Genomic DNA, 24,002 nt, shown 5'->3' on the forward strand with positions numbered 1-24,002 from the left:
TGGATAGTTCTTAATCCACGCAAAAATCACCACCCAAAAAAAACCCGCCTCACGGCGGGTTTCTTTCAAATCAGCTCAACACCCAGTCTCAATTGACCTTGGCGTTCAGCTCACCCTTCAGATAACGCTGATACATGCTTTCCAGCGAGATCGGCTTGATCTTCGAAGCGTTGCCAGCGGTACCGAAAGCTTCGTAGCGAGCGATACATACATCGCGCATCGCCTTCACGGTTTCGCCGAAGAATTTACGCGGGTCGAACTCGCTCGGGTTGGTGGCCATCAGGCGACGCATGGCGCCGGTGGATGCCAGACGCAGGTCGGTGTCGATGTTGACCTTGCGCACGCCGTGCTTGATGCCTTCGACGATTTCTTCAACCGGTACGCCGTAGGTTTCTTTGATGTCGCCGCCGTACTGGTTGATGATCGCCAGCCACTCTTGTGGCACCGACGAGGAACCGTGCATCACCAGGTGGGTGTTCGGGATGCGTTTGTGGATTTCCTTGATGCGGTCGATCGCCAGCACGTCACCGGTAGGTGGCTTGGTGAACTTGTAGGCGCCGTGGCTGGTGCCGATGGCGATGGCCAGGGCATCAACCTGAGTCTTCTTGACGAAGTCAGCAGCTTCTTCCGGGTCGGTCAGCATCTGGCTGTGATCCAGAACGCCTTCGGCGCCGATGCCGTCTTCTTCACCGGCCATGCCGGTTTCCAGCGAACCCAGGCAGCCCAGCTCGCCTTCAACCGAAACGCCGCAGGCGTGAGCCATGGCTACGGTTTGTTGGGTGACGCGGACGTTGTATTCGTAGTCGGTCGGCGTTTTGCCGTCTTCGCCGAGGGAGCCGTCCATCATCACCGAGCTGAAGCCCAGCTGGATGGAACGCTGGCAGACGTCAGGGCTGGTGCCGTGGTCCTGGTGCATGCACACCGGGATGTGCGGGAATTCTTCGATTGCCGCCAGGATCAGGTGACGCAGGAACGGGGCGCCGGCGTATTTGCGGGCACCGGCCGAAGCCTGAACGATCACCGGGGAGTCAGTCTTGTCAGCGGCTTCCATGATGGCGCGCATCTGCTCAAGGTTGTTGACGTTGAAGGCTGGAACGCCGTAGCCGAACTCGGCTGCGTGGTCCAGCATCTGGCGCATGCTGATAAGTGCCATTGTGTGTCTCTCTCCCGGTTTGGGTCGTTAATCGTGCCAGCCTGCCGGAGCGGCGGCGGCTATTCAAGTGATTGCAGATCGGGGGTTGAGACCCGGCCTGGTGATTCGATAAAGCAAATTCTGTTTTATTCGGCTTTGCAGCCCCGACCGATCAGATCATTGGTGGCGACCCAGTAGACCAGGCCTTCCTCACCTTTGATGTGAAACGCCAGCATGTCGTCGCTGTACAGCGCACCCGAGGCACCCGGCTCTTCTTTCAGGCGATAGACCTGATCGCCGCCGCCCAGTCGCACATCGACTTCCTTGCGGGCGGCATCGGTGAAGCGCCACAGCACCTTCGCCTGGCTGTCGCAGGTCCAGGCGGTCCAGTTATCCACAGGGGCGGACGACTGGAACGGGTTCCACTGCGCGCAACCACCCAACAATCCCAGCGCCGCAACGGCGATCAAGCCTTTCATCCGTGTTCCTCGACCGGCAGCGCACGCCGCCGGACTTGAGTAAAGAGTCAGACCGGTCAAGGACAACCATGTTCCTTGGCCGGGGTTTGCGTCTCGTATTTGTCCAGACCGTCCGGGCCCGAGCGCTTGTTCAGCACCGGGTTGGTTTCGGCCTGCCAGTCGGCCTGATAGCAGCCTTTCTGTGCCTCGCCGGGTGCCGGCTCCGGCGCAGCCTTCGGGTTACTCCCGCAGGCTGCCAATGTACCGGTCAGCAACAACAGCGCTAACGACTTGACCATCTGAACACTCCTTTGCCTGGCCAATCGGGCGGCCTCAGGCCTTGGCCCGGCTTTCCAGGACTTCAACGGCCGGCAGCACCTTGCCTTCGACGAATTCGAGGAACGCGCCACCGCCGGTGGAAATGTAGGAGATCTTTTCAGCCACGCCATATTTATCGATGGCCGCCAGGGTGTCGCCACCACCGGCAATCGAGAACGCCGCGCTTTCCGCGATGGCCTGGGCCAGCACTTTGGTGCCGTTGCCGAACTGGTCGAATTCGAACACGCCGACTGGGCCGTTCCACAGGATGGTTTTCGACGACTTCAGAAGTTCGGCGAAGTTGGCCGCGGTTTGCGGGCCGATGTCGAGGATCATGTCGTCGGCAGCGACGTCAGCGATCAGTTTCACGGTCGCTTCGGCGCTTTCAGCGAATTCCTTGGCAACCACCACGTCGACCGGCAGCGGCACGCTGACCTTGGCGGCGATGGCGCGCGCGGTGTCCAGCAGGTCCGGCTCGTACAGCGACTTGCCAACCGGGTGACCGGCAGCAGCGAGGAAGGTGTTGGCGATGCCGCCGCCGACGATCAGTTGATCGCAGATCTGGCTCAGGCTGTTCAGTACGTCGAGTTTGGTCGAGACCTTGGAACCGGCAACGATGGCCGCCATTGGCTTGGCCGGGGCGCCCAGGGCTTTACCCAGTGCGTCGAGTTCAGCGGCCAGCAGCGGGCCAGCAGCGGCGACTTTGGCGAACTTGGCTACACCATGCGTCGAACCTTCGGCGCGGTGAGCGGTACCGAAAGCGTCCATCACGAACACGTCGCACAGGGCAGCGTATTGCTGGGCCAGTTCGTCGGCGTTCTTTTTCTCGCCCTTGTTGAAGCGCACGTTTTCGAACAGCACGATGTCGCCGGCCTTGACGTCAACGCCGCCCAGGTAATCAGCCACCAGCGGCACTTCGCGGCCCAGGGCCTTGCTCAGGTAATCGGCGACAGGCTTGAGGCTGTTCTCGGCGGAGAATTCGCCTTCGGTCGGACGACCCAGGTGCGAGCAGACCATCACGGCCGCGCCTTTTTCCAGGGCCAGCTTGATGGTCGGCAGCGAAGCCAGGATACGCGCATCGCTGGTGACAACACCGTCCTTGACTGGGACGTTGAGGTCTTCGCGGATCAATACGCGCTTACCTTGCAGATCGAGGTCGGACATCTTCAACACGGTCATGGGTCGCACTTCCTACGGTTTTTTTGAAGTCGCTGTTTGCAGATAGTGTTCTGCAACATCCAGCATTCGGTTGGCAAAACCCCATTCGTTGTCGAACCAGGCCAGGATGTTCACCAGCCGAGGGCCGGAAACGCGGGTCTGACTGGCATCGACGATGGCCGAATGTGGGTCATGGTTGAAATCACAACTGGCGTGAGGCAATTCGGTGTAGGCCAACAGACCTTTGAGCGGGCCGCTGGTGGCGGCGTCGCGCAGGATCCGGTTGACCTCACCGGCGTCGGTGTCGCTCGCGGTCTGCATCGTGATGTCGAGGCAGGACACGTTGACCGTCGGCACGCGTACGGCTTTGGCCTGAATTCGCCCGGCAAGTTCCGGCAGCAGGCGCTCGATACCACGCGCCAGACCGGTGGACACCGGGATCACCGACTGGAACGCCGAACGGGTGCGGCGCAGGTCTTCGTGGTGATAGGCGTCGATCACCGGCTGATCGTTCATCGCCGAGTGAATCGTGGTGATCGATACGTAATCCAGGCCGACCGCCTGATCCAGCAGACGCAACAGCGGCACGCCGCAGTTGGTGGTGCAGGAGGCGTTGGACACCAGCAGTTCGTCGCCGGTCAGGCAATCCTGATTGACGCCGTAAACGATGGTGGCGTCGACATCCGCCTCGCTGGCCATCGGCTGCGAAAACAGCACACGCGGCGCGCCGGCGTCGAGGAAACGCTGGCCGTCTGCGCGGGTGTGGTAGGCGCCGGAGCATTCGAGCACCAGATCGACGCCCAGCGACGCCCAATCGATGCCTTCGGGGGTGGCACTGCGCAGGACCTTCACGCAGTTGCCATTAATATGCAGACAATCGCCATCGACCTTCACTTCGCCCGGGAACCGGCCGTGGGTGGAGTCGAAGCGTGTCAGGTATTCGATGCTGGCCATGTCGGCCAGATCGTTGATCGCGACAATTTCAAACCCTGCCGCCGAGCCTCGCTCGAACAACGCACGCAAGACGCAACGACCAATCCGGCCGTAGCCGTTGAGTGCAACTTTGTAGGGACGCGGTTGAGGCATGGGGTTCTCGATTACCGTGGTGTATCAGTCAGAGCGATGTTGCCTGAACGACCGCCATCGCGGGCAAGCCCGCTCCCACAGGGATCTACATCGTCCATGTGGGAGCGGGCTTGCCCGCAATGGCGTCAGTTCAGGCGACACCTTTTCTGGATCAGTCTTCCAGCAGCTCTTCAGCCTGACCCAGGATGTTTTCCAGGGTGAAGCCGAACTCTTCGAACAGTGCCGAAGCCGGAGCCGATTCGCCGTAGGTGGTCATGCCGATCACGCGGCCTTCCAGACCCACGTACTTGAACCAGAAGTCGGCGTGAGCCGCTTCGATCGCGATACGCGCGCCAACCTGCAACGGCAGGACCGATTGCTTGTAGCTGGCGTCCTGAGCGTCGAACGCGCTGGTGCATGGCATGGAAACCACGCGCACCTTGCGGCCTTGCTCGGTCAGTTTGTCGTAGGCCTGAACGGCCAGACCGACTTCCGAACCGGTCGCGATCAGGATCAGCTCAGGCTCGCCTGCGCAGTCCTTCAGCACGTAGCCACCGCGACGGATGTCGGCAATCTGGCCGGCATCACGGGTTTGGTGCTGCAGGTTCTGACGCGAGAAGATCAGCGCCGACGGGCCGTCCTTGCGTTCCAGAGCGTTTTTCCAGGCCACGGCCGATTCAACGGCATCGGCTGGACGCCAGGTGTCGAGGTTCGGCGTGCTGCGCAGGCTGGTCAGTTGCTCGATCGGCTGGTGCGTCGGGCCGTCTTCGCCCAGACCGATGGAGTCGTGGGTGTAGACGTGGATCACACGCTGCTTCATCAGAGCGGACATGCGCACCGCGTTGCGGGCGTATTCCATGAACATCAGGAAGGTCGCGCCGTAAGGCACCAGACCGCCGTGCAGGGCAACGCCGTTCATGATGGCGGTCATGCCGAATTCGCGCACGCCGTAGTACATGTAGTTGCCGCTGGCGTCTTCGGCGCTGACGCCTTTGCAGCCTTTCCACAGGGTCAGGTTGGAACCGGCCAGGTCAGCCGAACCGCCCAGCACTTCCGGCAGCAGCGGGCCGAACGCGTTCAGAGCGTTCTGGCTGGCTTTACGGCTGGCGATGGTTTCGCCTTTGGCCGCGACTTCAGCGATGTAGGCATCGGCCTTCTCGGAGAAGTCGGCCGGCAGCTCGCCGCTCAGGCGACGGATCAGTTCGTTGGCTTCGGTCGGGAAAGCGGCGGAGTAAGCAGCGAAACGCTGGTCCCACTCGGCTTCGGCGGCGCGGCCTTTTTCCTTGGCATCCCACTCGGCATAAATGTCGGCCGGGATTTCGAACGGGCCGTGGTTCCAGTTCAACGCCTGACGGGTCAGGGCGATTTCCGCGTCACCCAGCGGGGCGCCGTGGCAATCTTCCTTGCCTTGCTTGTTCGGCGAACCGAAACCGATGGTGGTCTTGCAGCAGATCAGGGTCGGCAGCGGGCTCTTGCGAGCGGTCTCGATGGCGGTCTTGATCTCTTCCGGGTCGTGACCGTCGACGTTGCGGATCACTTGCCAGTTGTACGATTCGAAACGCTTCGGCGTGTCATCGGTGAACCAGCCTTCGACTTCGCCGTCGATGGAGATGCCGTTGTCATCGTAGAAGGCGATCAGCTTGCCCAGGCCCAGCGTGCCGGCCAGGGAAGCGACTTCGTGGGAAATGCCTTCCATCATGCAGCCATCGCCCAGGAACACGTAGGTGTGGTGGTCGACGATGTTGTGGCCAGGACGGTTGAACTGCGCGCCCAGTACCTTTTCAGCCAGGGCGAAGCCCACAGCGTTGGCCAGACCCTGACCCAGCGGGCCAGTGGTGGTTTCAACGCCCGGGGTGTAACCGAATTCCGGGTGGCCCGGGGTACGGCTGTGCAGTTGACGGAATTGCTTCAGGTCGTCGATCGACAGGTCGTAGCCGGTCAGGTGCAGCAGCGAGTAGATCAACATCGAGCCGTGGCCGTTGGACAGCACGAAGCGGTCACGGTCGGCGAACGATGGATTGCTCGGGTTGTGCTTGAGGTAGTCGCGCCAAAGCACTTCGGCGATATCTGCCATACCCATAGGGGCACCGGGATGGCCGCTGTTGGCTTTTTGCACGGCATCCATGCTGAGGGCACGAATGGCGTTGGCACGCTCACGACGGCTAGGCATCGCTGATCTCCTGGGTGTGAATAGATTGAAACGGAAAAAAGGAGGGCATTTTCCCTCACCCGAGCGCCTCGGGGCAATGACAGATAGTCATCCGGAGGCGTTTTTCCAATGGATAACATCGGTTTCGGTTGGTGAAACCTTTCCGCTGTTCGTTTGTAGAGTTAACCGGGCGGTGAGAAGTGCAATCGAATGCGCCATCCATCGAGCAATATCAAAACTTTTTGATATAGCCCTTGCGATGGATTCCACCCGTCACTAGACTGCCAGCCCTATGAACTTACGCGTGCCTTCCATTCGCCATGACGATTGCGACGAGCTGGCGGCCCTGTGCAAGGCCGGCGGCGATCCGCTGCGGCTGAATGTATTGCGCGCCTTGGCCAACGACTCGTTCGGCGTACTGGAACTGGCGCAGATTTTCGATATCGGCCAGTCCGGCATGAGCCATCACCTTAAAGTGCTGGCGCAGGCGGATCTGGTGGCGACTCGCCGCGAAGGCAATGCGGTTTTCTATCGCCGCGCCCTGCCCCACACCGAGTTGCTGGGTGGCAAGTTGCACGCGGCATTGTTAGAAGAAGTCGACAATCTGGCGCTGCCGGCCGACGTGGAAACCCGGATCGCACAGGTCCACGGGCAACGTGCGGCCAACAGCCAGGACTTTTTCGCCCGGGTCGCGGAGAAATTCCGCGCCCAGCAGGATTTGATTGCCGGCCTGCCGCAGTACCGTGAAAGCGTGCTGGCCCTGCTCGACAAACTGAATTTCAATGGCGCTGCCACGGCCATTGAAGTCGGCCCCGGCGATGGAGCTTTCCTGCCGGAACTGGCACGTCGCTTCGGCACCGTAACCGCACTGGACAACAGCGCGGCGATGCTCGAACTGGCCCGCCAGGTGTGTGAACGTGAACAGCTGGCTAACGTCAGCCTGCAATTGGCCGATGCATTGAATGGCGTGAGCCTTCAGGCCGATTGCGTGGTGTTGAACATGGTGTTGCACCATTTCGCCGCGCCGGCCGAAGCGCTCAAGCACATGGCCAGCCTGCTGCAACCGGGCGGTAGCCTGCTCGTGACAGAGTTATGTAGCCACAACCAGAGTTGGGCCAGGGAGGCCTGCGGTGATCTGTGGTTGGGGTTTGAACAGGACGATCTGGCCCGTTGGGCCACCGCTGCGGGACTCGTTCCCGGGGAAAGCCTCTATGTAGGCTTACGTAATGGTTTCCAGATCCAGGTCCGCCATTTTCAGCGACCGGCTGGCGACACTCACCATCGGTAAATTCAGGAAAACATCGAGATGAGCGAATACTCCCTCTTCACCTCCGAGTCCGTGTCTGAAGGACATCCGGACAAAATCGCCGACCAGATTTCCGATGCAGTGCTGGACGCCATCATCGCCCAGGACAAGCACGCACGCGTTGCGGTGGAAACCCTGGTCAAGACTGGCGTGGCCATCGTTGCCGGTGAAGTGACCACCAGCGCCTGGGTCGACCTGGAGCAGATCGTTCGTGACGTGATTTGCGACATCGGCTACACCAGCTCCGACGTTGGCTTCGACGGCGCGACCTGCGGCGTGATGAACATCATCGGCAAGCAGTCCCCTGACATCAACCAGGGTGTTGACCGAGCCAAGCCTGAAGATCAGGGCGCCGGCGACCAGGGCCTGATGTTCGGCTACGCCAGCAACGAAACCGACGTGCTGATGCCAGCACCGATCACCTTCTCGCACCAGCTGGTGCAGCGTCAGGCCGAAGCCCGTAAATCGGGTCTGCTGCCTTGGCTGCGTCCGGACGCCAAGTCCCAAGTGACCTGCCGTTACGAAGGCGGCAAGGTTGTCGGTATCGACGCCGTGGTTCTGTCGACCCAGCACAACCCTGAAGTGTCGTACAACGACCTGCGCGAAGGCGTGATGGAGCTGATCGTCAAGCACGTGCTGCCTGCCGAACTGCTGAGCAAGGACACCCAGTTCCACATCAACCCGACCGGCCAGTTCATCATTGGCGGCCCGGTAGGTGACTGCGGTCTGACCGGTCGCAAGATCATCGTCGACAGCTACGGCGGCATGGCCCGTCACGGCGGCGGCGCGTTCTCCGGTAAAGATCCATCCAAGGTTGACCGTTCGGCTGCCTACGCTGGCCGTTATGTTGCCAAGAACATCGTGGCTGCCGGCCTGGCCGAGCGTTGCGAGATCCAGGTTTCCTACGCGATCGGCGTGGCCCAGCCTACTTCGATCTCGCTGAACACCTTCGGCACCGGCAAGATCAGCGATGACAAGATCATCAAACTGGTCCGCGAAGTGTTCGACCTGCGTCCATACGCGATCACCACCATGCTCGACCTGCTGCACCCGATGTACCAGGAAACCGCAGCCTACGGCCACTTCGGCCGTGCTCCGCAGACCAAGACTGTTGGAGAAGACACTTTCTCCACGTTCACCTGGGAAAAAACCGACCGCGCCGACGCTCTGCGTTCCGCTGCCGGCCTGTAATTTCCCTGGCGGTACAAGAAGCCCCGCACGGTTCGCCGTGCGGGGCTTTTTCATGGCCGCGAAACAACCGGCAAAACAGCCGCCCGGCCCGCTTCGAAATCCCGGCTAGCCTTCAGGTATCTCTCTGAGCAAGGACGCTCACGATGCTTGCCACACTGCGCCTGTTTCTGTTTTTCCTGCCGGTTTTCCACCTCAACGCCTTCGCTGACGATTGCCCCGACTGGGCCGCCGCGCGGGCATCGAGTGAAGTCGCCGCCCTGCAACAACAGATCGATCGCTGGGACGACGCCTATCATCGCGAAGGTCGCTCGGTGATCGCCGATGAGCTCTACGATCAGTCACGCTTGCGTCTAAACCAATGGCGCCGGTGTTTCAAACTTCCTTCGTCGCCCGAGCCGTTGCGCACCGCATCAGGACCGGTTGCGCACCCGGTCGCACACACCGGTCTGGACAAACTTCACGATGCGGCGGACATCGCGACCTGGCTGCGCGACCGCCAAAACGTCTGGGTACAACCCAAGGTCGATGGCGTAGCGGTGACCTTGATCTATCGCGACGGCCGATTGCATCAGGCGATCAGTCGCGGGGATGGTGTTCGCGGGCAGGATTGGACAGCGTCGGCAAAAAAGATCGGAGCCATTCCGCAACAGCTGACGCAACCGCAGGATCTGCTGGTGCAAGGCGAACTCTACTGGCGCCTGAAGGGGCATATGCAGGCACGTGCCGGCAGCGCCAACGCCCGCGCCATCGTGGCCGGGCTGCTGGGGCGCAAGGATCTCGACGCGGAACAGGCCGCCGGCATCGGGCTGTTTGTCTGGGACTGGCCGATGTGCGCAAGGTGAACTTCAAGATCGGCCGCACCGGGCGCATCACGCCAGTGCTTGAACTGTCGCCGGTGATGCTCGATGACCGGCAGATCAAACGGGTCAGTGTCAGTTCGCTCAGGCGTTGGCAGGAGCTGGACATTCGCCCCGGCGATCAGGTCGCGATCAGCCTGGCCGGGCTGACGATTCCGCGTCTCGACAGCGTGGTATTTCGCAGCACCGAACGCGTGGATCTGAACGTTCCGCTCGCCAGCGATTTTCACGCCCTGAGCTGCTGGCAACCGACGCCAGGCTGCGAAAGCCAGTTCCTCGCGCGCCTCACCTGGCTCAGCGGCAAGCAGGGACTGGCCCTGCCCCATGTCGGTCGCGGCACCTGGGAGAAACTTCTGGAAACAGGCCGCCTGAGCAGCCTGCTGGATTGGTTGACCCTCGACGGGCCGGAGCTTGCTAACATTGCCGGTCTCGGCGAGCGCAGCAGTGCCCGCCTGCTGCACAGCTTTCACAGCGCCCGCCAACGGCCGTTCCTGCAGTGGCTCAAAGCCCTGGGGCTGCCGCCGACCGGTCAGGCAACACTCGCCGATTCATGGCAGGCGCTGGCACAACGCAATACCGAACAATGGCAGGCAGAAGCCGGAATCGGCCCGGGCCGCGCGGCGCAATTGAGCGCCTTTTTTCGCGACCCGCAGGTACTGGCCCTGAGTGAAACCCTGCAAGCCGCCGGCGTCGACGGCTTCTGAACACGCAATCCCCGGCCCGCCGGGAACCCAATGTCCGCCGGAGCGCTCCAACAGCGCAGTGCTTCACCGACCGATTGCCTTTGCACATGGAGCTTTTATGAAATTTCTCGCACCGCTCGCCCTGCTGTCTTTCTGCGCAGTCCTCGCCGCCCCCGTGATGGCCGACGAAGACGCGCCGGGCCTGACCGGTTGTGCCGCCAAGAAGCAGGGCATCATCAATCAGATCGAACAGGCCAAGTCCCGCGGCAACGCTGACCAGCAGGCCGGCCTCGAAACCGCCCTGCGCGAAGTCACCGAACACTGCACCGACGCCGGCCTGAAGAAAGAACGCGAAAACAAGGTGCTCGACGCCAAGCACGAAGTGAGCAAGCGTCAGGCCGATCTGGACAAGGCCATGAAGAAAGGCGATCCGGAGAAGATCGACAAGCGCAAGAACAAGCTCGCCGAATCGCGCAAGGAATTGCAGGACGCGCTGGACGAACTCGACAAGTAAGAAAGCCGGGGGATCACAGCCAAAAGCCGTGATCCCTTGAACATCAGTGGTCGCGAAACTCTTTATGGCAGGCACTGCAGGCATCTTCGACTTTCTGCACGGCCGGCCCCAGGTTGCTGGCCTTGTAGGGTTGAACCTTGCTGGCGATCACCAGTTCACCGGTGGCCGCTTCAAGGGTGCGGGCCATTTCCTGGAAACGCGCCTGTTTCTGCCAGACATCATCCTTGGCGCTGGTGTGATCTTCTTCGCGCACCTGCGGGAAATGTTTCCACGGCTCATGGGACAACGCATCGAGCTTGACCGCACCTTCCGCAAATTTCGGCCCGTCGAAGGCAATGCGTCCACGCAGCATGCCGCCCAGGTCTTCGCCGGTCTTGAGCATCTGCTTGAAGATCGCCTTGCGCTGACCCAGCGGGGAATTCGGGTCGACACCGCCACAGGCGGACAAGGTCAGACAGGCCAGCAATACAACAGAAATTCTTTTAAGAGTCATGGTGGCTTCAGGTCACGGAAATCGGCGGCCAGTATCCTCGGGTCACCGCCAAACACCAATAGCCCTATTAACAATAAGGGTTGCTTGAGCGCATGGAGCACTTCTGCAACCGGCACAGGAAATTCTCCATGAACAGCCGTTTCAAGGCCTGGCGTCATCCGCTTATCGCGACCCTCCCGCTGCTGGCAATCCTCGCCGGCTGCACCGGTGGCGACAGCGCCAAGCCGAAAACCCACGCCCTGGCCACGTATTCCAGCGCCACCTGGGAAGCCCTGCCAGCAGTGTCCGATAGCGACCTGGTGGCCGGTTTCGGTTCCTGGCGCAGCGCCTGCACCCGGCTCAAGGCTGACCCGGTCTGGGGCGCGACCTGTGCGGCAGCCGCCAACGTGCCGCAAAAAGCCGGCGACATTCGCACGTTCCTCAAGCAGAACCTCGACGTCTTCGGCCTGCGCGCCGAGAACGACAACCCCAACGGTCTGATCACCGGCTACTACGAACCGGTCTATCCCGGCAGCCTGACGCAAACCGCCACCGCCAACGTGCCGGTGTACGGCGTGCCCGAAGACATGATCATTGTGTCGCTGGACAGCATTTACCCGGAACTGAAAGGCAAGCGCCTGCGCGGCCGCCTCGAAGGTCGCGTGCTCAAGCCTTACGACGATGCGGCGACCATCGAGAGCCAGGGCGTCAAGGCGCCGGTCGTGGCGTGGCTGACCGACCCGATGAACCTGCAATTCCTGCAGATTCAGGGTTCGGGACGGATTCAAACCGATGACGGTCGCCAGCTGCGCATTGCCTACGCCGACCAGAACGGTCACCCGTACCGGCCGATCGGCCGCTGGCTGGTGGAACAGGGCGAGCTGAAAAAAGAAGAAGTCACCATGGGCGCGATCAGCAACTGGGCCAAGGCCAACCCGTCGCGCATTCCGGAACTGCTGGCGAGCAACCCGAGCTACGTGTTCTTCACCCGCAACCCGGACAGCAACGAAGGCCCGCGCGGCTCGCTGAATGTACCGCTGACCGCCGGTTACAGCGCGGCGGTGGATCGCAAGGTGATTCCGCTGGGCAGCCTGTTGTGGCTGTCGACCACCCGCCCGGACGGCACGGCGCTGGTACGCCCGGTGGCTGCGCAGGACACCGGCGGCGCGATTGCCGGTGAAGTTCGTGCGGATCTGTTCTGGGGCACCGGCGAAGCCGCCGGGCAACTGGCCGGCGACATGAAGCAGCAAGGGCAGATCTGGATGCTCTGGCCAAAAGGCGCGGCGTTGCCGCAAGTGCCCCAGGTGGCCGACAAGCCATAAGCGCAACGCAAAAGATCGCAGGCCTCGTCAGCCTGCGATCTTTCAGGGTTCAGACCGAAACGAAGAAGAAACTGGCAATCAGCCCCATCCCGACAAACCACACCAGCGACCGCAGAATCGCCCAGTCCGCCAGATAGCAAATGATGTAGAGCAGGCGACTGGTGATGAACAGCACCGCCAGCACATTGACCGTCACCAGCTCTGCCGTGCCGACCAGGTGCGCAACGATCACCGCCGCCGCAAACGCCGGCGTCACTTCAAAACTGTTCAGTTGCGCCGCATGGGCACGCCGCGCCACACCGTTCAGGCTTTCGAGAAAATCCCGGGGATCGTGATTGTCGCTCAGCCGATAACCACCGACAGCCTTGGCCACGCCCGTGCACAGATACGGCAGAAAAATCGCAATCAACACACACCACAGAGCCACCGTCATAACGCCGTCCTTCTTCAGTTTTTAGAGTGTTGGCGGGTCAGAACTTCATCACCAGCATGCCGATCAGCACCAGCCCACAGGCTAAGAGCCGCGGCCGGCCGAAAGGTTCTTTCAGGTAACGCATGCCGAACAGCACCACCAGAATCACGCTGATTTCACGCAACGCCGCCGCTTCGGCAATCGAGCCCAATTGCATCGCCCACAGCACCAGAGCGTAGCTGAACAACACGCAGAACCCGACCGCCAGTCCCAGCTTCCATTGCTCGCGCCAGAACAGCATGAACGCCGGACGCTTGGCCACCCACGCCAGCATCGGGAAAGGCCAGGCACTGAGCAGCGTGACCCAGACCAGGTAATCCAGCGGATGCGACCAGCGCCGCAAGGCCTGGCCATCGATGTAGGTGTAGCAACCGATGCACAGGCCGATCAGCGCCACCACCGGCAGCATCGACCACGGCAAGTGTTTCCCGCCACCGCCCTGCCAGAGCAGGCAAGCCATGCCCAGCGGGATCAGCATGATCCCGAAGATCTGCTGGGTGGTCAGCACTTCGCCGGCGAAGATCAGGGTCAGCGCCAGCACCACCAGCGGCGACAATCCGCGCATCAACGGATAGACCAGCCCCAGATCGCCGACCCGATAAGCCTGAATCAACAGATAGCGATAGAGCAGTTCGAACGCCGCCGACGCCAGAATCCACGGCCAGATTTCCGGCGGCGGCAGGCTGATGAAAGGGAACGCCAGCGCGACGAACAACAGCGCCACGGTGTCCATGCAGGCCACCACCAGCAGCCGCTCGGCGCTGAATTTGATCAACGTATTCCACGCTGCGTGCAACAGCGCCGCCACCAACACCAGAGCTGTCGCCAGCACGTGCCACTCCTTGATTCTTGTTGTTGAGCCTGAGCCAATTAGTCAGATTATTGATTCGCGATGTGTCAGCAGCTGTTTATACTGCAAGCGACCACGCCGCACTCAGTTGCGCACAGATAAATTCCAATAATTCCTGCCTGCCCCGTTCTCGTCCGAGACCGGTCGCCGGCCTGCGTATGCCTGATCAAAGCGTCAAGACTACCGACAGAGACCTTGCGCATGCCACTCGCCTTGCTTGCACTCGCTGTTGCCGCTTTCGGCATCGGCACCACTGAATTCGTCATCATGGGGCTGCTGCCCGATGTCGCCCGCGACCTCGCAGTGAGCATTCCCCACGCCGGTCTGTTGATCACCGGCTACGCCCTCGGCGTGGTGTTCGGTGCGCCGATCCTGGCGATCGGCACCGCCAACATGCCGCGCAAGGCCACGCTGCTGGGCATGACGCTGATGTTCATCCTCGGCAACGTGCTGTGCGCACTGGCGCCGAACTACGCAACGCTGATGGCGGCGCGGGTGGTCACCGCGCTGTGCCACGGCGCGTTCTTCGGCATCGGTTCGGTGGTGGCCGCCGGACTGGTCGCGCCGAACAAGCGGGCGCAGGCGATTGCGATGATGTTCACCGGCCTGACCCTGGCCAACGTCCTCGGCGTACCGCTGGGCACCGCGCTCGGCCAGTACGCCGGCTGGCGTTCGACCTTCTGGGCGGTCTCGGTGATCGGTGTGATCGCCGCCCTCGCCCAATGGCTGTGGTTGCCGAAACATATCCCGATGGACAAGGCCAACCTTGCCAGCGAGTTCAAGGTGCTGGGCAAGGTCAACGTGTTGCTGGCGCTGGGCATGAGCGTGTTGGCATCCACCAGTCTGTTCAGCGTGTTCACCTACATCGCGCCGATTCTCCAGGACATCACCGGCGTCAGCCCTCACGGCGTAACGGTGATGCTGCTGTTGTTCGGCGTCGGCCTGACCGGCGGCAGCATGCTCGGCGGACGCCTGGCCGACAGCCGTCTGTTGCCGTCGCTGGTGGGTGTCGCGCTGGCGGTGGTGGTGATTCTGGCGGCGTTCAGCCAGACCAGCCGCTCGGTGGTTCCAGCGGCGATCACGCTGGTGCTGTGGGGGATTTTTGCCTTCGCCCTGTGCCCGATCCTGCAACTGCTGATCATCGATCAGGCTCACGAAGCACCGAACCTCGGCTCGACCCTGAACCAGAGCGCGTTCAACCTCGGCAATGCCGCCGGCGCGTGGATCGGCGGATTGGTGGTGGCCAGCGGCGCGGATCTGGCGGACTTGCCCTGGACCGGCGCACTGGTGGGCGTGCTGACCGTGCTGACGGCGCTGTTTTTCATCTACCTGCAACGTCGGGGTGTCGCTGCGGTCAATGTGTCCGGCTGATTTTCCCGGGGGACACAATTGTGTCCCCACCCGGCGTCAGCCCATCCAACCCTTGCGTCCATGAACGGGCGCGCTGTCTTTCCACCCCCCATCCAAAGGACCCCGGATGCTTGAACTTGTCGCCGCTTTCATCTGCCTCACCACCCTCCTCACTTTCGTGAATTTCCGCTTCATCGGCCTGCCCCCGACCATCGGCGTGATGGTTACCGCACTGATGTTTTCCCTGTTGCTGCAAGGCCTGAGCCTGCTCGGTTACCCCGGTCTCGAAGAACGCGTACAGCAACTGATCGGCCAGATCGACTTCGGCGATCTGCTGATGAACTGGATGCTCTCGTTCCTGCTGTTCGCCGGCGCCTTGCACGTGAACCTGAACGACCTGCGCAGCTACCGCTGGCCCATCGGCCTGCTGGCGACCTTCGGCGTACTGATCGCCACCGCCGTGATCGGCAGCCTCGCCTATTACATTTTTGCCCTGTTCGGCTGGCACGTGAGCTTCCTTTACTGCCTGTTGTTCGGCGCGTTGATTTCCCCGACCGACCCGATCGCGGTACTCGGTGTGCTGCGTACGGCCAATGCCTCGAAGCCGCTGAAGACCACCATCGTCGGCGAATCGCTGTTCAACGACGGCACCGCCGTGGTGGTGTTCACCGTGTTGCTGGGCATCGCGCAGCTGGGCGAGACCCCGACCGTCGGCGCCACGGCCATGCTGTTCGTCCACGAAGCAGTGGGCGGTGTGCTGTTCGGCGGGCTGATCGGTTATCTGGTGTACCTGATGATCAAGAGCATCGAGCAGCACCAGATCGAAGTCATGCTGACTTTGGCGTTGGTGATCGGTGGTTCGGCGATGGCCACCGAGCTGCACGTCTCGGCGCCGATTGCGATGGTGGTTGCCGGTCTGATCATCGGTAACCTCGGTCGCAACCTGGCGATGAACGACATGACGCGCAAATACCTGGACGGTTTCTGGGAATTGCTCGACGACATGCTCAACGCCTTGCTGTTCGCGCTGATCGGGATGGAGCTGTTGCTGCTGCCGTTCAACTGGCTGCACGTGGCGGCAGCGAGTCTGCTGGCGTTGGCGATTCTACTGTCGCGCCTGCTCACCGTGGCCCCGGCCATCGTCTTGCTGCGCCGCTGGCGCACCGTGCCGCGCGGCACGATCCGGATCCTGACCTGGGGTGGTTTGCGCGGCGGTGTTTCGGTGGCACTGGCCCTGGCCCTGCCGCTGGGCCCGGAGCGCGATCTGCTGCTGAGCATCACCTACATCGTGGTGCTGTCATCGATCCTGTTGCAGGGCCTGACCATCGGCAAATTGGTCAAGCATGCAACGCGCGACGAGCCGGCAACCGCTGCCGAGCCCGCGCACCATTGATCATTTTTTGATCTGCTGTGGATCGGGCTTTTCGGCCTGATCCGCAGACTCTTTCGGCCCGTCCGTTTCTTTTGGCGCGCCGCTTTCGCTGCGGATCTGCGCATGACTGATCAGGGCGAAGATGAAACTGCCGCCGATGATGTTCCCCGCCAGGGTCGGCCCGGCAAACACCGCCCAGAAATCACTCCACGGCAGCTCGCCGGCAAACACCAGATACGACACTTCCGCCGACCCCACCACGATGTGGGTGAAATCGCCCAGCGCCATTAAGTAGGTGATGAGGATGATGATCCACATCTTCGCGCTCTCCATGGACGGAATCATCCAGACCATGGTGGCGATCATCCAGCCGGAAACGATGCCCTTGGCGAACATCTGGCTGGCGTGGTTCTCCATGACCTTGCGGCCGATTTCGAGGAAGGCCTCGTCGGTCTTGCTGTCGAAGATCGGCAGTTCGAGCATCACGTACGCCACCAGAATCGTCCCGCACAGGTTGCCGAACAGCACCACCGTCCAGAGCCGGATCAGCCGGCCGAAATTGGCCAGGGTCGGTTTGGTCATCACCGGCAGCACGGCGGTCAGGGTGTTTTCGGTGAACAGTTGCTGGCGGGCGAGGATCACCGCAAGAAAGCCTGCGCAGTAGCCGAAGCTGGCGATCACCTTGAATTCGTCGCCCTCGGGCAGACGCGAGTTGAGCAGGCCCATGCCCATCAGCGACAGGCCCATGGTCAGCCCGGCCGCGAGCGCCGACCACCACAGCGCGGCGATGCTGCGCTCCAGTTCCTGGTCGCCCTGTTTGCGGATGATTTCATGCAGGACCGCCGCTCGGGGCGGCTGGTTTTTCTCGACTTCGTGTTGTTCCTTGGCCGAGAGGTCGGGGGTCTTGCCGTCTGTTGGCGTGGTCATGGCGGGAAACCGGTGGCGGGGTCATAAGGCTACGACACGCGCCGCTCGGCTTCCGTTCGCCAGGGTGGTGCGATTACTCGGTTACGGGTGTTTCATCTTTGAACTGGTCTTTGACGTACTTGATCTCGGTCCGCCCGTGCGGCGCCGGCAAGCCGTCTTCGCCGAGGTTGACGAAGACCATCTTCTCGACGGTCAGGATGCTCTTGCGGGTGATCTTGTTGCGCACTTCGCAGGTCAGGGTGATCGAGGTGCGGCCGAACTCGGTGGCGGTGATGCCCAGCTCGATGATGTCGCCCTGGCGCGAGGCGCTGACGAAGTTGATCTCGGAAATGTACTTGGTCACCACGCGCTGGTTGCCCAGTTGAACGATGGCGTAGATCGCCGCTTCCTCGTCGATCCAGCGCAGCAGGCTGCCGCCGAACAGGGTGCCGTTGGGGTTGAGGTCTTCGGGTTTTACCCACTTGCGGGTGTGGAAATTCATCTTCACTCCTGAGCGTCTTGCCGAATGATGGCGCCATCTTGGCAGACTGAGCGGTCATGCTCCATGAGGCTTCTACTATGGTCGCGATTGGCGATCTTCATTTGGCCGACAGAAACCCTTTGGAAGATCAGTCTAGACGGCTATAATCGCCCCCGTTTCAAAACGGTAACGTTCACTTGATACCGTTTTCCCGCCACCTGTCCGAGGGGCGCTGCAGCAGGTTCAACCTGTCAGGCTCGGATGGGGCGTTGACCGGCTCAGGCCGGACACTAAACGCACAACGGCGCCCATTCGCATACATTACGAATGGAGGCTCTTCATGAGCGCTGTTATCACGCCTGCAGATTTTAACGATTACAAAGTTGCCGACATGTCCCTGGCTGCCTGGGGCCGTCGCGAAACCATCATCGCCGAGTCGGAAATGCCGGCCCTGATGGGTCTGCGTCGCAAGTACGCTTCCGAGCAGCCTTTGAAAGGCGCAAAAATCCTCGGCTGCATCCACATGACCATTCAGACTGCCGTGCTGATCGAAACCCTGGTTGCCCTGGGTGCCGAAGTGCGCTGGTCGTCCTGCAACATCTTCTCGACTCAGGATCAGGCCGCTGCTTCCATCGCTGCTGCCGGCATCCCGGTTTTCGCCTGGAAAGGCGAGACTGAAGAAGAGTACGAGTGGTGCCTGGAGCAGACCATCCTGAAGGATGGCCAGCCATGGGACGCCAACATGATCCTCGACGACGGCGGCGACCTGACCCAGCTGCTGCACGACAAATACCCACAGGTTCTGGACCGCGTTCACGGCGTGACCGAAGAAACCACCACCGGCGTACACCGTCTGCTGGACATGCTGGCCAAGGGCGAGCTGAAAATCCCGGCCATCAACGTCAACGACTCGGTGACCAAGTCCAAGAACGACAACAAGTACGGCTGCCGTCACAGCCTGAACGATGCCATCAAGCGTGGTACCGACCACCTGCTGTCCGGCAAGCAAGCGCTGGTCATCGGTTACGGTGACGTGGGCAAGGGCTCGGCCCAGTCCCTGCGTCAGGAAGGCATGATCGTTAAAGTGTCCGAAGTCGACCCGATCTGCGCCATGCAAGCCTGCATGGACGGTTTCGAACTGGTTTCGCCGTTCATCGACGGTATCAACGACGGCACCGAAGCAAGCATCGACAAAGCGCTGCTGGGCAAGATCGACCTGATCGTGACCACCACCGGTAACGTCAACGTTTGCGACGCAAACATGCTCAAAGCCCTGAAGAAGCGCGCCGTTGTCTGCAACATCGGTCACTTCGACAACGAAATCGACACCGCTTTCATGCGCAAGAACTGGGCATGGGAAGAAGTGAAGCCACAGGTACACAAGATCCACCGTACCGGCCCGGGCGCTTTCGACGCTCAGAACGACGACTACCTGATCCTGCTGGCCGAAGGCCGTCTGGTGAACCTGGGCAACGCCACCGGTCACCCGAGCCGCATCATGGACGGTTCGTTCGCCAACCAGGTTCTGGCGCAGATCTTCCTGTTCGGCCAGAAGTACGCCGACCTGTCGCCAGCCCAGAAAGCCGAGCGCCTGACCGTTGAAGTACTGCCGAAGAAACTCGACGAAGAAGTGGCCCTGGAAATGGTTCGCGGCTTCGGCGGCGTGGTCACTCAACTGACCAAGCAACAGGCTGACTACATCGGCGTGACCGTCGAAGGTCCGTTCAAGCCGCACGCTTACCGCTACTAAGAGCAGCTGCGAGCTTCAAGCTTCAAGCGGCAAGCAAGGCCACAAGCCGGGCTTGCCGCGCGAAGCCCGAAAGCTCTGCCCCTATTTGTCAAAACAGTGTCAGGCCGCAAGCTTCAGGCACAAGAGACCAGCGCACCTCCGCTGCTCTTGCAGCTTGAAGCTTGCAGCTTGTAGCTGGAGGTCCCCTCCATGTCCCAAGACCGTCGCTACAGCTTCGAGTTCTTCCCGACCAAGACCGATGCTGGGCATGAAAAACTGCTCGCCACTGCCCGTCAGCTGGCCACTTACAACCCTGACTTCTTTTCCTGCACCTACGGCGCTGGCGGTTCGACCCGTGACCGCACGCTGAACACCGTTCTGCAGCTGGAAAGCGAAGTCAAAGTACCCGCCGCCCCGCACCTGTCGTGCGTCGGCGACAGCAAGGACGACCTGCGCGGCCTGCTGAACGAGTACAAGGCTGCCGGCATCAAGCGCATCGTCGCCCTGCGCGGTGACCTGCCATCCGGCATGGGCATGACCAGCGGCGAGCTGCGTCACGCCAATGAACTGGTTGAATTCATTCGTGAAGAAACCGGCAATCATTTCCATATCGAAGTCGCCGCCTACCCGGAGATGCATCCGCAAGCGCGCAACTACGAAGACGATCTCGCCAACTTCGTGCGCAAGGCCCGTGCCGGCGCCGACAGCGCGATCACCCAGTACTTCTTTAACGCCGACAGCTACTTCTATTTCGTCGACCGTTTGCAGGCGCTGGGCGTGGACATCCCGGTCGTGCCGGGAATCATGCCGATCACCAACTACAGCAAACTCGCTCGCTTCTCCGATGCCTGCGGTGCGGAAATACCGCGCTGGATCCGCAAGCAGCTGGAAGCCTACGGCGATGACAGCCAAAGCATTCAGCGCTTTGGCGAACAGGTCGTCAGCGAGATGTGCGAACGCCTGCTGCAAGGCGGCGCGCCTGGCCTGCACTTCTATTCCATGAACCAGGCCGAACCGAGCCTGGCGATCTGGAACAACCTGAAGCTGCCGCGCTAAAAAGACGTCACCGCAAGACCAGAAGATCGTAGCCGCGACAGCGCCAACAGCGTTTTCGCCGCTGCGATCTTTTGCTTTTAACGCCCGAAACAGAGCTTCTGCGGCCAGTTTCTGGCTCTTTGCCGTTTCTCGTCGTAATCTCAAGCCATGCCTTTGATCACGCAGTTATTCGCCGTGCTGGTTTTTGCTTGCCTGAGCTTCGCGGCTCGGGGCGAGAAGCTGCGTATCGTCACCGAACCGTGGGCGCCGTACGTCTATGAACAGGGCGGCAAGAACCTCGGTCTGGACTACGAAACCACCGCCATCGTGTTCAAGCGCCTGGGCATCGAAGTCGAATGGCAGTTCCTGCCGTGGAAACGCTGCCTGTCGATGCTCGAAACCGGCCAGGCCGACGGCGCGCTGGATATCTTTCACAGCGACGAACGCGACGCCACCCTGCTCTATCCGAGCGAACCGTTGTCGGACGTCGAGTTCGTGATGTTCTACGCCAACGAGCGACCGCACCCTTTTCACAGCCTTGAAGACCTCAAGGGTCTGACTGTCGGCACCTCGCCGGGCTATTTGTACAGCCCCGACTTTCGCGAGTCGACCCTGTTCACCCGCGAGCCGGCCCCGACCCACGAGGCCAATTTCGGCAAACTGGTGCGCGGGCGCATCGACCTGCTGATCACCGATCGCCGTGTGGGCCAGCATCTGCTCGATGAACTGGGCATTCGCGACAAGATCACGGAAAACCCCACGGTCATCAGCCGCCAGAGCCAGTTTCTGGCCGTGCGGCGCAATGCCGGGATGGATTTGCTGGTGCAGCGCTTCGGCGCCGAGCTCAAGCGTTTCAAGCGCGAACCGGCCTATGCCGAGCTCAGCGCCCGCTACGGCGCGGCCCCCGCCTTGACGGCGCCGCTGGGCACCGCTACCGCCAGCGGCAAAACCGTTGAGCAGCAGGAAAGCGGCGCGCAGTGATTGCTCTGTTATACTCCGGCGTTCCCGCCAGGCTCACGCCCGGACGCCCGGAACCGTAACAGGCCTCCCGACCCGCTACAGCGCAGCTTTTCAGCCCGCGCGAGCGCTCCGGACGTGCCTTCGGAACCGCAGCAGGACCGGACGGGATTGCGTCCTCTTAAACGCCATTCGCGCCAGGCAAGACTCCCATTGGGCCAAGCCCTAACTGAAACAGGATTACTCATGTCCTTTGCTTCCCTCGGTCTCTCCGAGGCTTTGGTCCGCGCTATCGAAGATGCGGGCTATACCGAGCCTACTCCGGTGCAACAGCGGGCCATTCCCGCCGTGTTGCAAGGTCGCGACCTGATGGTTGCGGCACAGACAGGTACCGGTAAAACCGGCGGTTTCGCCCTTCCGATCCTGGAGCGGCTGTTCCCCAACGGCCACCCGGACAAATCCCAGCGTCACGGCCCGCGCCAGCCGCGCGTGCTGGTCCTGACCCCGACCCGCGAACTCGCGGCCCAGGTTCACGACAGCTTCAAGATCTACGCCCGTGACCTGAAATTCGTCAGCGCCTGCATCTTTGGCGGCGTCGGCATGAACCCACAGGTTCAGGCCATGTCCCGTGGCGTGGACGTCCTCGTTGCCTGCCCGGGTCGTCTGCTCGACCTGTGCGGCCAGGGCAGCGTCGATCTGTCCCACGTTGAAATCCTCGTGCTCGACGAAGCCGACCGCATGCTCGACATGGGCTTCGTCCACGACGTGAAGAAAGTCCTCGCGCGTCTGCCGGCCAAGCGCCAGAACCTGCTGTTCTCGGCGACCTTCTCCAAAGACATCACTGATCTTGCCGGCAAGCTGCTGCACAACCCGGAACGTATCGAAGTGACGCCGCCGAACACCACGGTCGAGCGCATCGAACAACGCGTGTTCCGTCTGCCGGCCAGCCACAAACGTGCGCTGCTGGCCCACCTGATCACCGCCGGCGCGTGGGAACAGGTGCTGGTGTTCACCCGCACCAAGCACGGCGCCAACCGTCTGGCCGAGTACCTGGACAAACACGGCCTGCCGGCTGTGGCGATCCACGGCAACAAGAGCCAGAACGCCCGCACCAAAGCCCTGGCCGACTTCAAGGCCAACCAGGTGCGCATCCTGGTAGCAACCGACATCGCGGCGCGCGGTCTGGACATCGATCAGTTGCCACACGTGGTCAACTTCGAACTGCCGAACGTCGATGAAGACTACGTGCACCGTATCGGCCGTACCGGCCGGGCCGGTCGTTCGGGCGAGGCGATCTCGCTGGTCGCACCGGACGAAGAAAAACTGCTGAAAAGCATCGAACGCATGACCAAGCAGAAAATCGCCGACGGCGACCTGATGGGCTTCGATGCCAGCACTATCGAGGCCGAGAAGCCGGAAGCCCGTGAACGTCCGGACATGCGCAACCCGCGCAATGCCCGTGGCCCACGCGGCGACGGCCCGAATGGCGGCGGCGGTGGCGGCGGTCGTAAAGACAAAGGCAAAGACAAGGGCAAGGAAAAACCGGCCGGCGAACGCGGTGAGCGTGGCGAGCGTCCAGCCCGTCAACAAAAGCCGCGCGAAGGCACCCCGGCCCGCGAACAGCGCCAGCCAAGCCAGCCGCCACGCGCCGCTGCTGACCGTGCTCCGGACGAGTTCCTCGACGACGATATCGATAACTTCGGTAACCGCGTCGACTACGTGCCGAAGCAGGCTCCGGCCGGTGGTCGCAACCGTCGCCCGGGCGCTCCGGCGCAAGGCGCAGGTTCGGGCGCACCACGCGGTGGTCAGCCGCAAGGTCGCCAGAACGGCCCGCGCAACAGCAACGGTTCGAGCACCGGCACTCCGCCAGGCAAACGCAGCGGCCCACGCAACGGTGCTCCGCGTGACGGCCAGGGTCGTCGCGATGAGAACCCGCGCAACCGCCGCCCGGCCCGTGACGATCAGCAACGCGCTGAACCGGCCGTGCAGAACCCGCGCAGCAGCGGGCCGAAGATCATGCACAAGGAATCGAAAGCCGACCGCTTCCCGACGCCTGAGCAGCTGGATCAACTGCCAAGCCGCCCACGCGGTGAAAAACCGGCCTTGCTGACCCGCAATCGCTGAGTTTTCAACTGCAATGAAAAATGCCCCGGCCTGAAAACCGGGGCATTTTTTTGCGCGCCGCCGAGACGAGAATTACGGCAGGCCATAAAAAACGCCCCCGA

Annotated in this window: 21 protein-coding genes, 1 pseudogene and 1 riboswitch; of the genes and pseudogenes, 11 read left to right on the plus strand and 11 right to left on the minus strand. The window is 61.8% G+C overall.

Annotation, left to right across the window (positions count from 1 at the left end; all coding sequences use genetic code 11):
- Positions 1-88 precede the first annotated feature (88 nt).
- The 6 genes from fba to tkt all read right to left on the minus strand — a co-directional run bounded on the left by fba (position 89) and on the right by tkt (position 6,301).
- Positions 89-1,153, minus strand: coding sequence for a class II fructose-bisphosphate aldolase (gene fba, locus AC1RT4_RS07210; protein ID WP_007959708.1), 1,065 nt, complete (start codon positions 1,151-1,153; stop codon positions 89-91).
- 125 nt (positions 1,154-1,278) lie between these two features.
- The gene (locus AC1RT4_RS07215) at positions 1,279-1,611 is read right to left on the minus strand and encodes an MliC family protein (protein WP_493084670.1); all 333 of its coding nucleotides are present in this window, start codon (positions 1,609-1,611) and stop codon (positions 1,279-1,281) included.
- Positions 1,612-1,667: 56 nt separating this feature from the next.
- The gene (locus AC1RT4_RS07220; protein ID WP_085697808.1) at positions 1,668-1,889 is read right to left on the minus strand and encodes a hypothetical protein; all 222 of its coding nucleotides are present in this window, start codon (positions 1,887-1,889) and stop codon (positions 1,668-1,670) included.
- A gap of 34 nt (positions 1,890-1,923) precedes the next feature.
- On the minus strand, positions 1,924-3,087 hold the full coding sequence (locus AC1RT4_RS07225; protein ID WP_179693423.1) for a phosphoglycerate kinase: 1,164 nt from the start codon (positions 3,085-3,087) through the stop codon (positions 1,924-1,926).
- Between the two features lie 12 nt (positions 3,088-3,099).
- Positions 3,100-4,152 carry an erythrose-4-phosphate dehydrogenase gene (epd, locus tag AC1RT4_RS07230; protein ID WP_493084673.1) on the minus strand — a complete coding sequence of 351 codons (1,053 nt, stop codon included), beginning with the start codon at positions 4,150-4,152 and terminating at the stop codon, positions 3,100-3,102.
- 151 nt (positions 4,153-4,303) lie between these two features.
- On the minus strand, positions 4,304-6,301 hold the full coding sequence (tkt, locus tag AC1RT4_RS07235; protein ID WP_221535732.1) for a transketolase: 1,998 nt from the start codon (positions 6,299-6,301) through the stop codon (positions 4,304-4,306).
- A gap of 271 nt (positions 6,302-6,572) precedes the next feature.
- Here tkt and AC1RT4_RS07240 point away from each other — a divergent pair, with 271 nt between their 5' ends.
- The 4 genes and pseudogenes from AC1RT4_RS07240 (at position 6,573) to AC1RT4_RS07255 (ending at position 10,831) form a co-directional block, all read left to right on the plus strand.
- A complete protein-coding gene (locus AC1RT4_RS07240; RefSeq protein ID WP_007959700.1) occupies positions 6,573-7,568 on the plus strand; it encodes an ArsR/SmtB family transcription factor in 996 nt (331 codons plus the stop codon).
- Positions 7,569-7,586: 18 nt separating this feature from the next.
- Complete coding sequence (metK, locus tag AC1RT4_RS07245) at positions 7,587-8,777, plus strand: methionine adenosyltransferase (RefSeq protein WP_011336330.1); 1,191 nt, start codon at positions 7,587-7,589, stop codon at positions 8,775-8,777.
- Positions 8,778-8,920: 143 nt separating this feature from the next.
- A pseudogene (locus AC1RT4_RS07250) lies at positions 8,921-10,338 on the plus strand (NAD-dependent DNA ligase LigB).
- 97 nt (positions 10,339-10,435) lie between these two features.
- The gene (locus tag AC1RT4_RS07255; RefSeq protein WP_007959697.1) at positions 10,436-10,831 is read left to right on the plus strand and encodes a DUF1090 domain-containing protein; all 396 of its coding nucleotides are present in this window, start codon (positions 10,436-10,438) and stop codon (positions 10,829-10,831) included.
- A gap of 43 nt (positions 10,832-10,874) precedes the next feature.
- On the opposite strand, the gene AC1RT4_RS07260 is transcribed toward AC1RT4_RS07255, so the two are convergent.
- The gene (locus tag AC1RT4_RS07260; RefSeq protein WP_007959696.1) at positions 10,875-11,324 is read right to left on the minus strand and encodes a c-type cytochrome; all 450 of its coding nucleotides are present in this window, start codon (positions 11,322-11,324) and stop codon (positions 10,875-10,877) included.
- Between the two features lie 128 nt (positions 11,325-11,452).
- On the opposite strand from AC1RT4_RS07260, the gene mltA reads away from it, so the two are divergent.
- Entirely contained in the window at positions 11,453-12,625 is a 1,173-nt protein-coding gene (gene mltA / locus AC1RT4_RS07265; RefSeq protein ID WP_493084678.1) for a murein transglycosylase A, read from the plus strand.
- Between the two features lie 49 nt (positions 12,626-12,674).
- Here the strand turns inward: mltA and AC1RT4_RS07270 are convergent, their stop codons facing one another.
- Positions 12,675-13,058, minus strand: a complete 384-nt coding sequence (locus AC1RT4_RS07270) for an MAPEG family protein (RefSeq protein ID WP_007959694.1) — start codon at positions 13,056-13,058, stop codon at positions 12,675-12,677.
- A gap of 37 nt (positions 13,059-13,095) precedes the next feature.
- Entirely contained in the window at positions 13,096-13,929 is an 834-nt protein-coding gene (locus tag AC1RT4_RS07275) for an EamA family transporter (RefSeq protein ID WP_258712485.1), read from the minus strand.
- Between the two features lie 219 nt (positions 13,930-14,148).
- Here AC1RT4_RS07275 and AC1RT4_RS07280 point away from each other — a divergent pair, with 219 nt between their 5' ends.
- Together AC1RT4_RS07280 and AC1RT4_RS07285 are read left to right on the plus strand one after the other, a co-directional pair.
- Positions 14,149-15,318, plus strand: coding sequence for an MFS transporter (locus tag AC1RT4_RS07280; protein WP_007959692.1), 1,170 nt, complete (start codon positions 14,149-14,151; stop codon positions 15,316-15,318).
- Between the two features lie 106 nt (positions 15,319-15,424).
- Positions 15,425-16,690 carry a cation:proton antiporter gene (locus AC1RT4_RS07285; protein WP_085611954.1) on the plus strand — a complete coding sequence of 422 codons (1,266 nt, stop codon included), beginning with the start codon at positions 15,425-15,427 and terminating at the stop codon, positions 16,688-16,690.
- Here the strand turns inward: AC1RT4_RS07285 and AC1RT4_RS07290 are convergent, their stop codons facing one another.
- Positions 16,691-17,596 (minus strand): formate/nitrite transporter family protein, encoded by a 906-nt coding sequence (locus tag AC1RT4_RS07290; RefSeq protein ID WP_129972224.1) that lies wholly within the window; start codon positions 17,594-17,596, stop codon positions 16,691-16,693.
- A gap of 73 nt (positions 17,597-17,669) precedes the next feature.
- Positions 17,670-18,077: an acyl-CoA thioesterase gene (locus tag AC1RT4_RS07295; RefSeq protein ID WP_007959686.1), complete on the minus strand. Its 408-nt coding sequence runs from the start codon at positions 18,075-18,077 to the stop codon at positions 17,670-17,672.
- A gap of 197 nt (positions 18,078-18,274) precedes the next feature.
- Positions 18,275-18,373: riboswitch (S-adenosyl-L-homocysteine riboswitch) on the plus strand.
- Between the two features lie 23 nt (positions 18,374-18,396).
- On the opposite strand from AC1RT4_RS07295, the gene ahcY reads away from it, so the two are divergent.
- The 4 genes from ahcY (at position 18,397) to rhlE2 (ending at position 23,901) form a co-directional block, all read left to right on the plus strand.
- Complete coding sequence (gene ahcY / locus AC1RT4_RS07300) at positions 18,397-19,806, plus strand: adenosylhomocysteinase (protein ID WP_007959684.1); 1,410 nt, start codon at positions 18,397-18,399, stop codon at positions 19,804-19,806.
- Between the two features lie 189 nt (positions 19,807-19,995).
- A complete protein-coding gene (gene metF / locus AC1RT4_RS07305; RefSeq protein WP_114886047.1) occupies positions 19,996-20,841 on the plus strand; it encodes a methylenetetrahydrofolate reductase [NAD(P)H] in 846 nt (281 codons plus the stop codon).
- Positions 20,842-20,988: 147 nt separating this feature from the next.
- Positions 20,989-21,801, plus strand: coding sequence for a substrate-binding periplasmic protein (locus tag AC1RT4_RS07310; protein ID WP_258712487.1), 813 nt, complete (start codon positions 20,989-20,991; stop codon positions 21,799-21,801).
- 222 nt (positions 21,802-22,023) lie between these two features.
- Positions 22,024-23,901, plus strand: a complete 1,878-nt coding sequence (gene rhlE2 / locus AC1RT4_RS07315; protein WP_493084686.1) for an RNA helicase RhlE2 — start codon at positions 22,024-22,026, stop codon at positions 23,899-23,901.
- Positions 23,902-24,002 lie beyond the last annotated feature (101 nt).

The organism is Pseudomonas sp. GW821-FHT11D10, assembly GCF_058808435.1.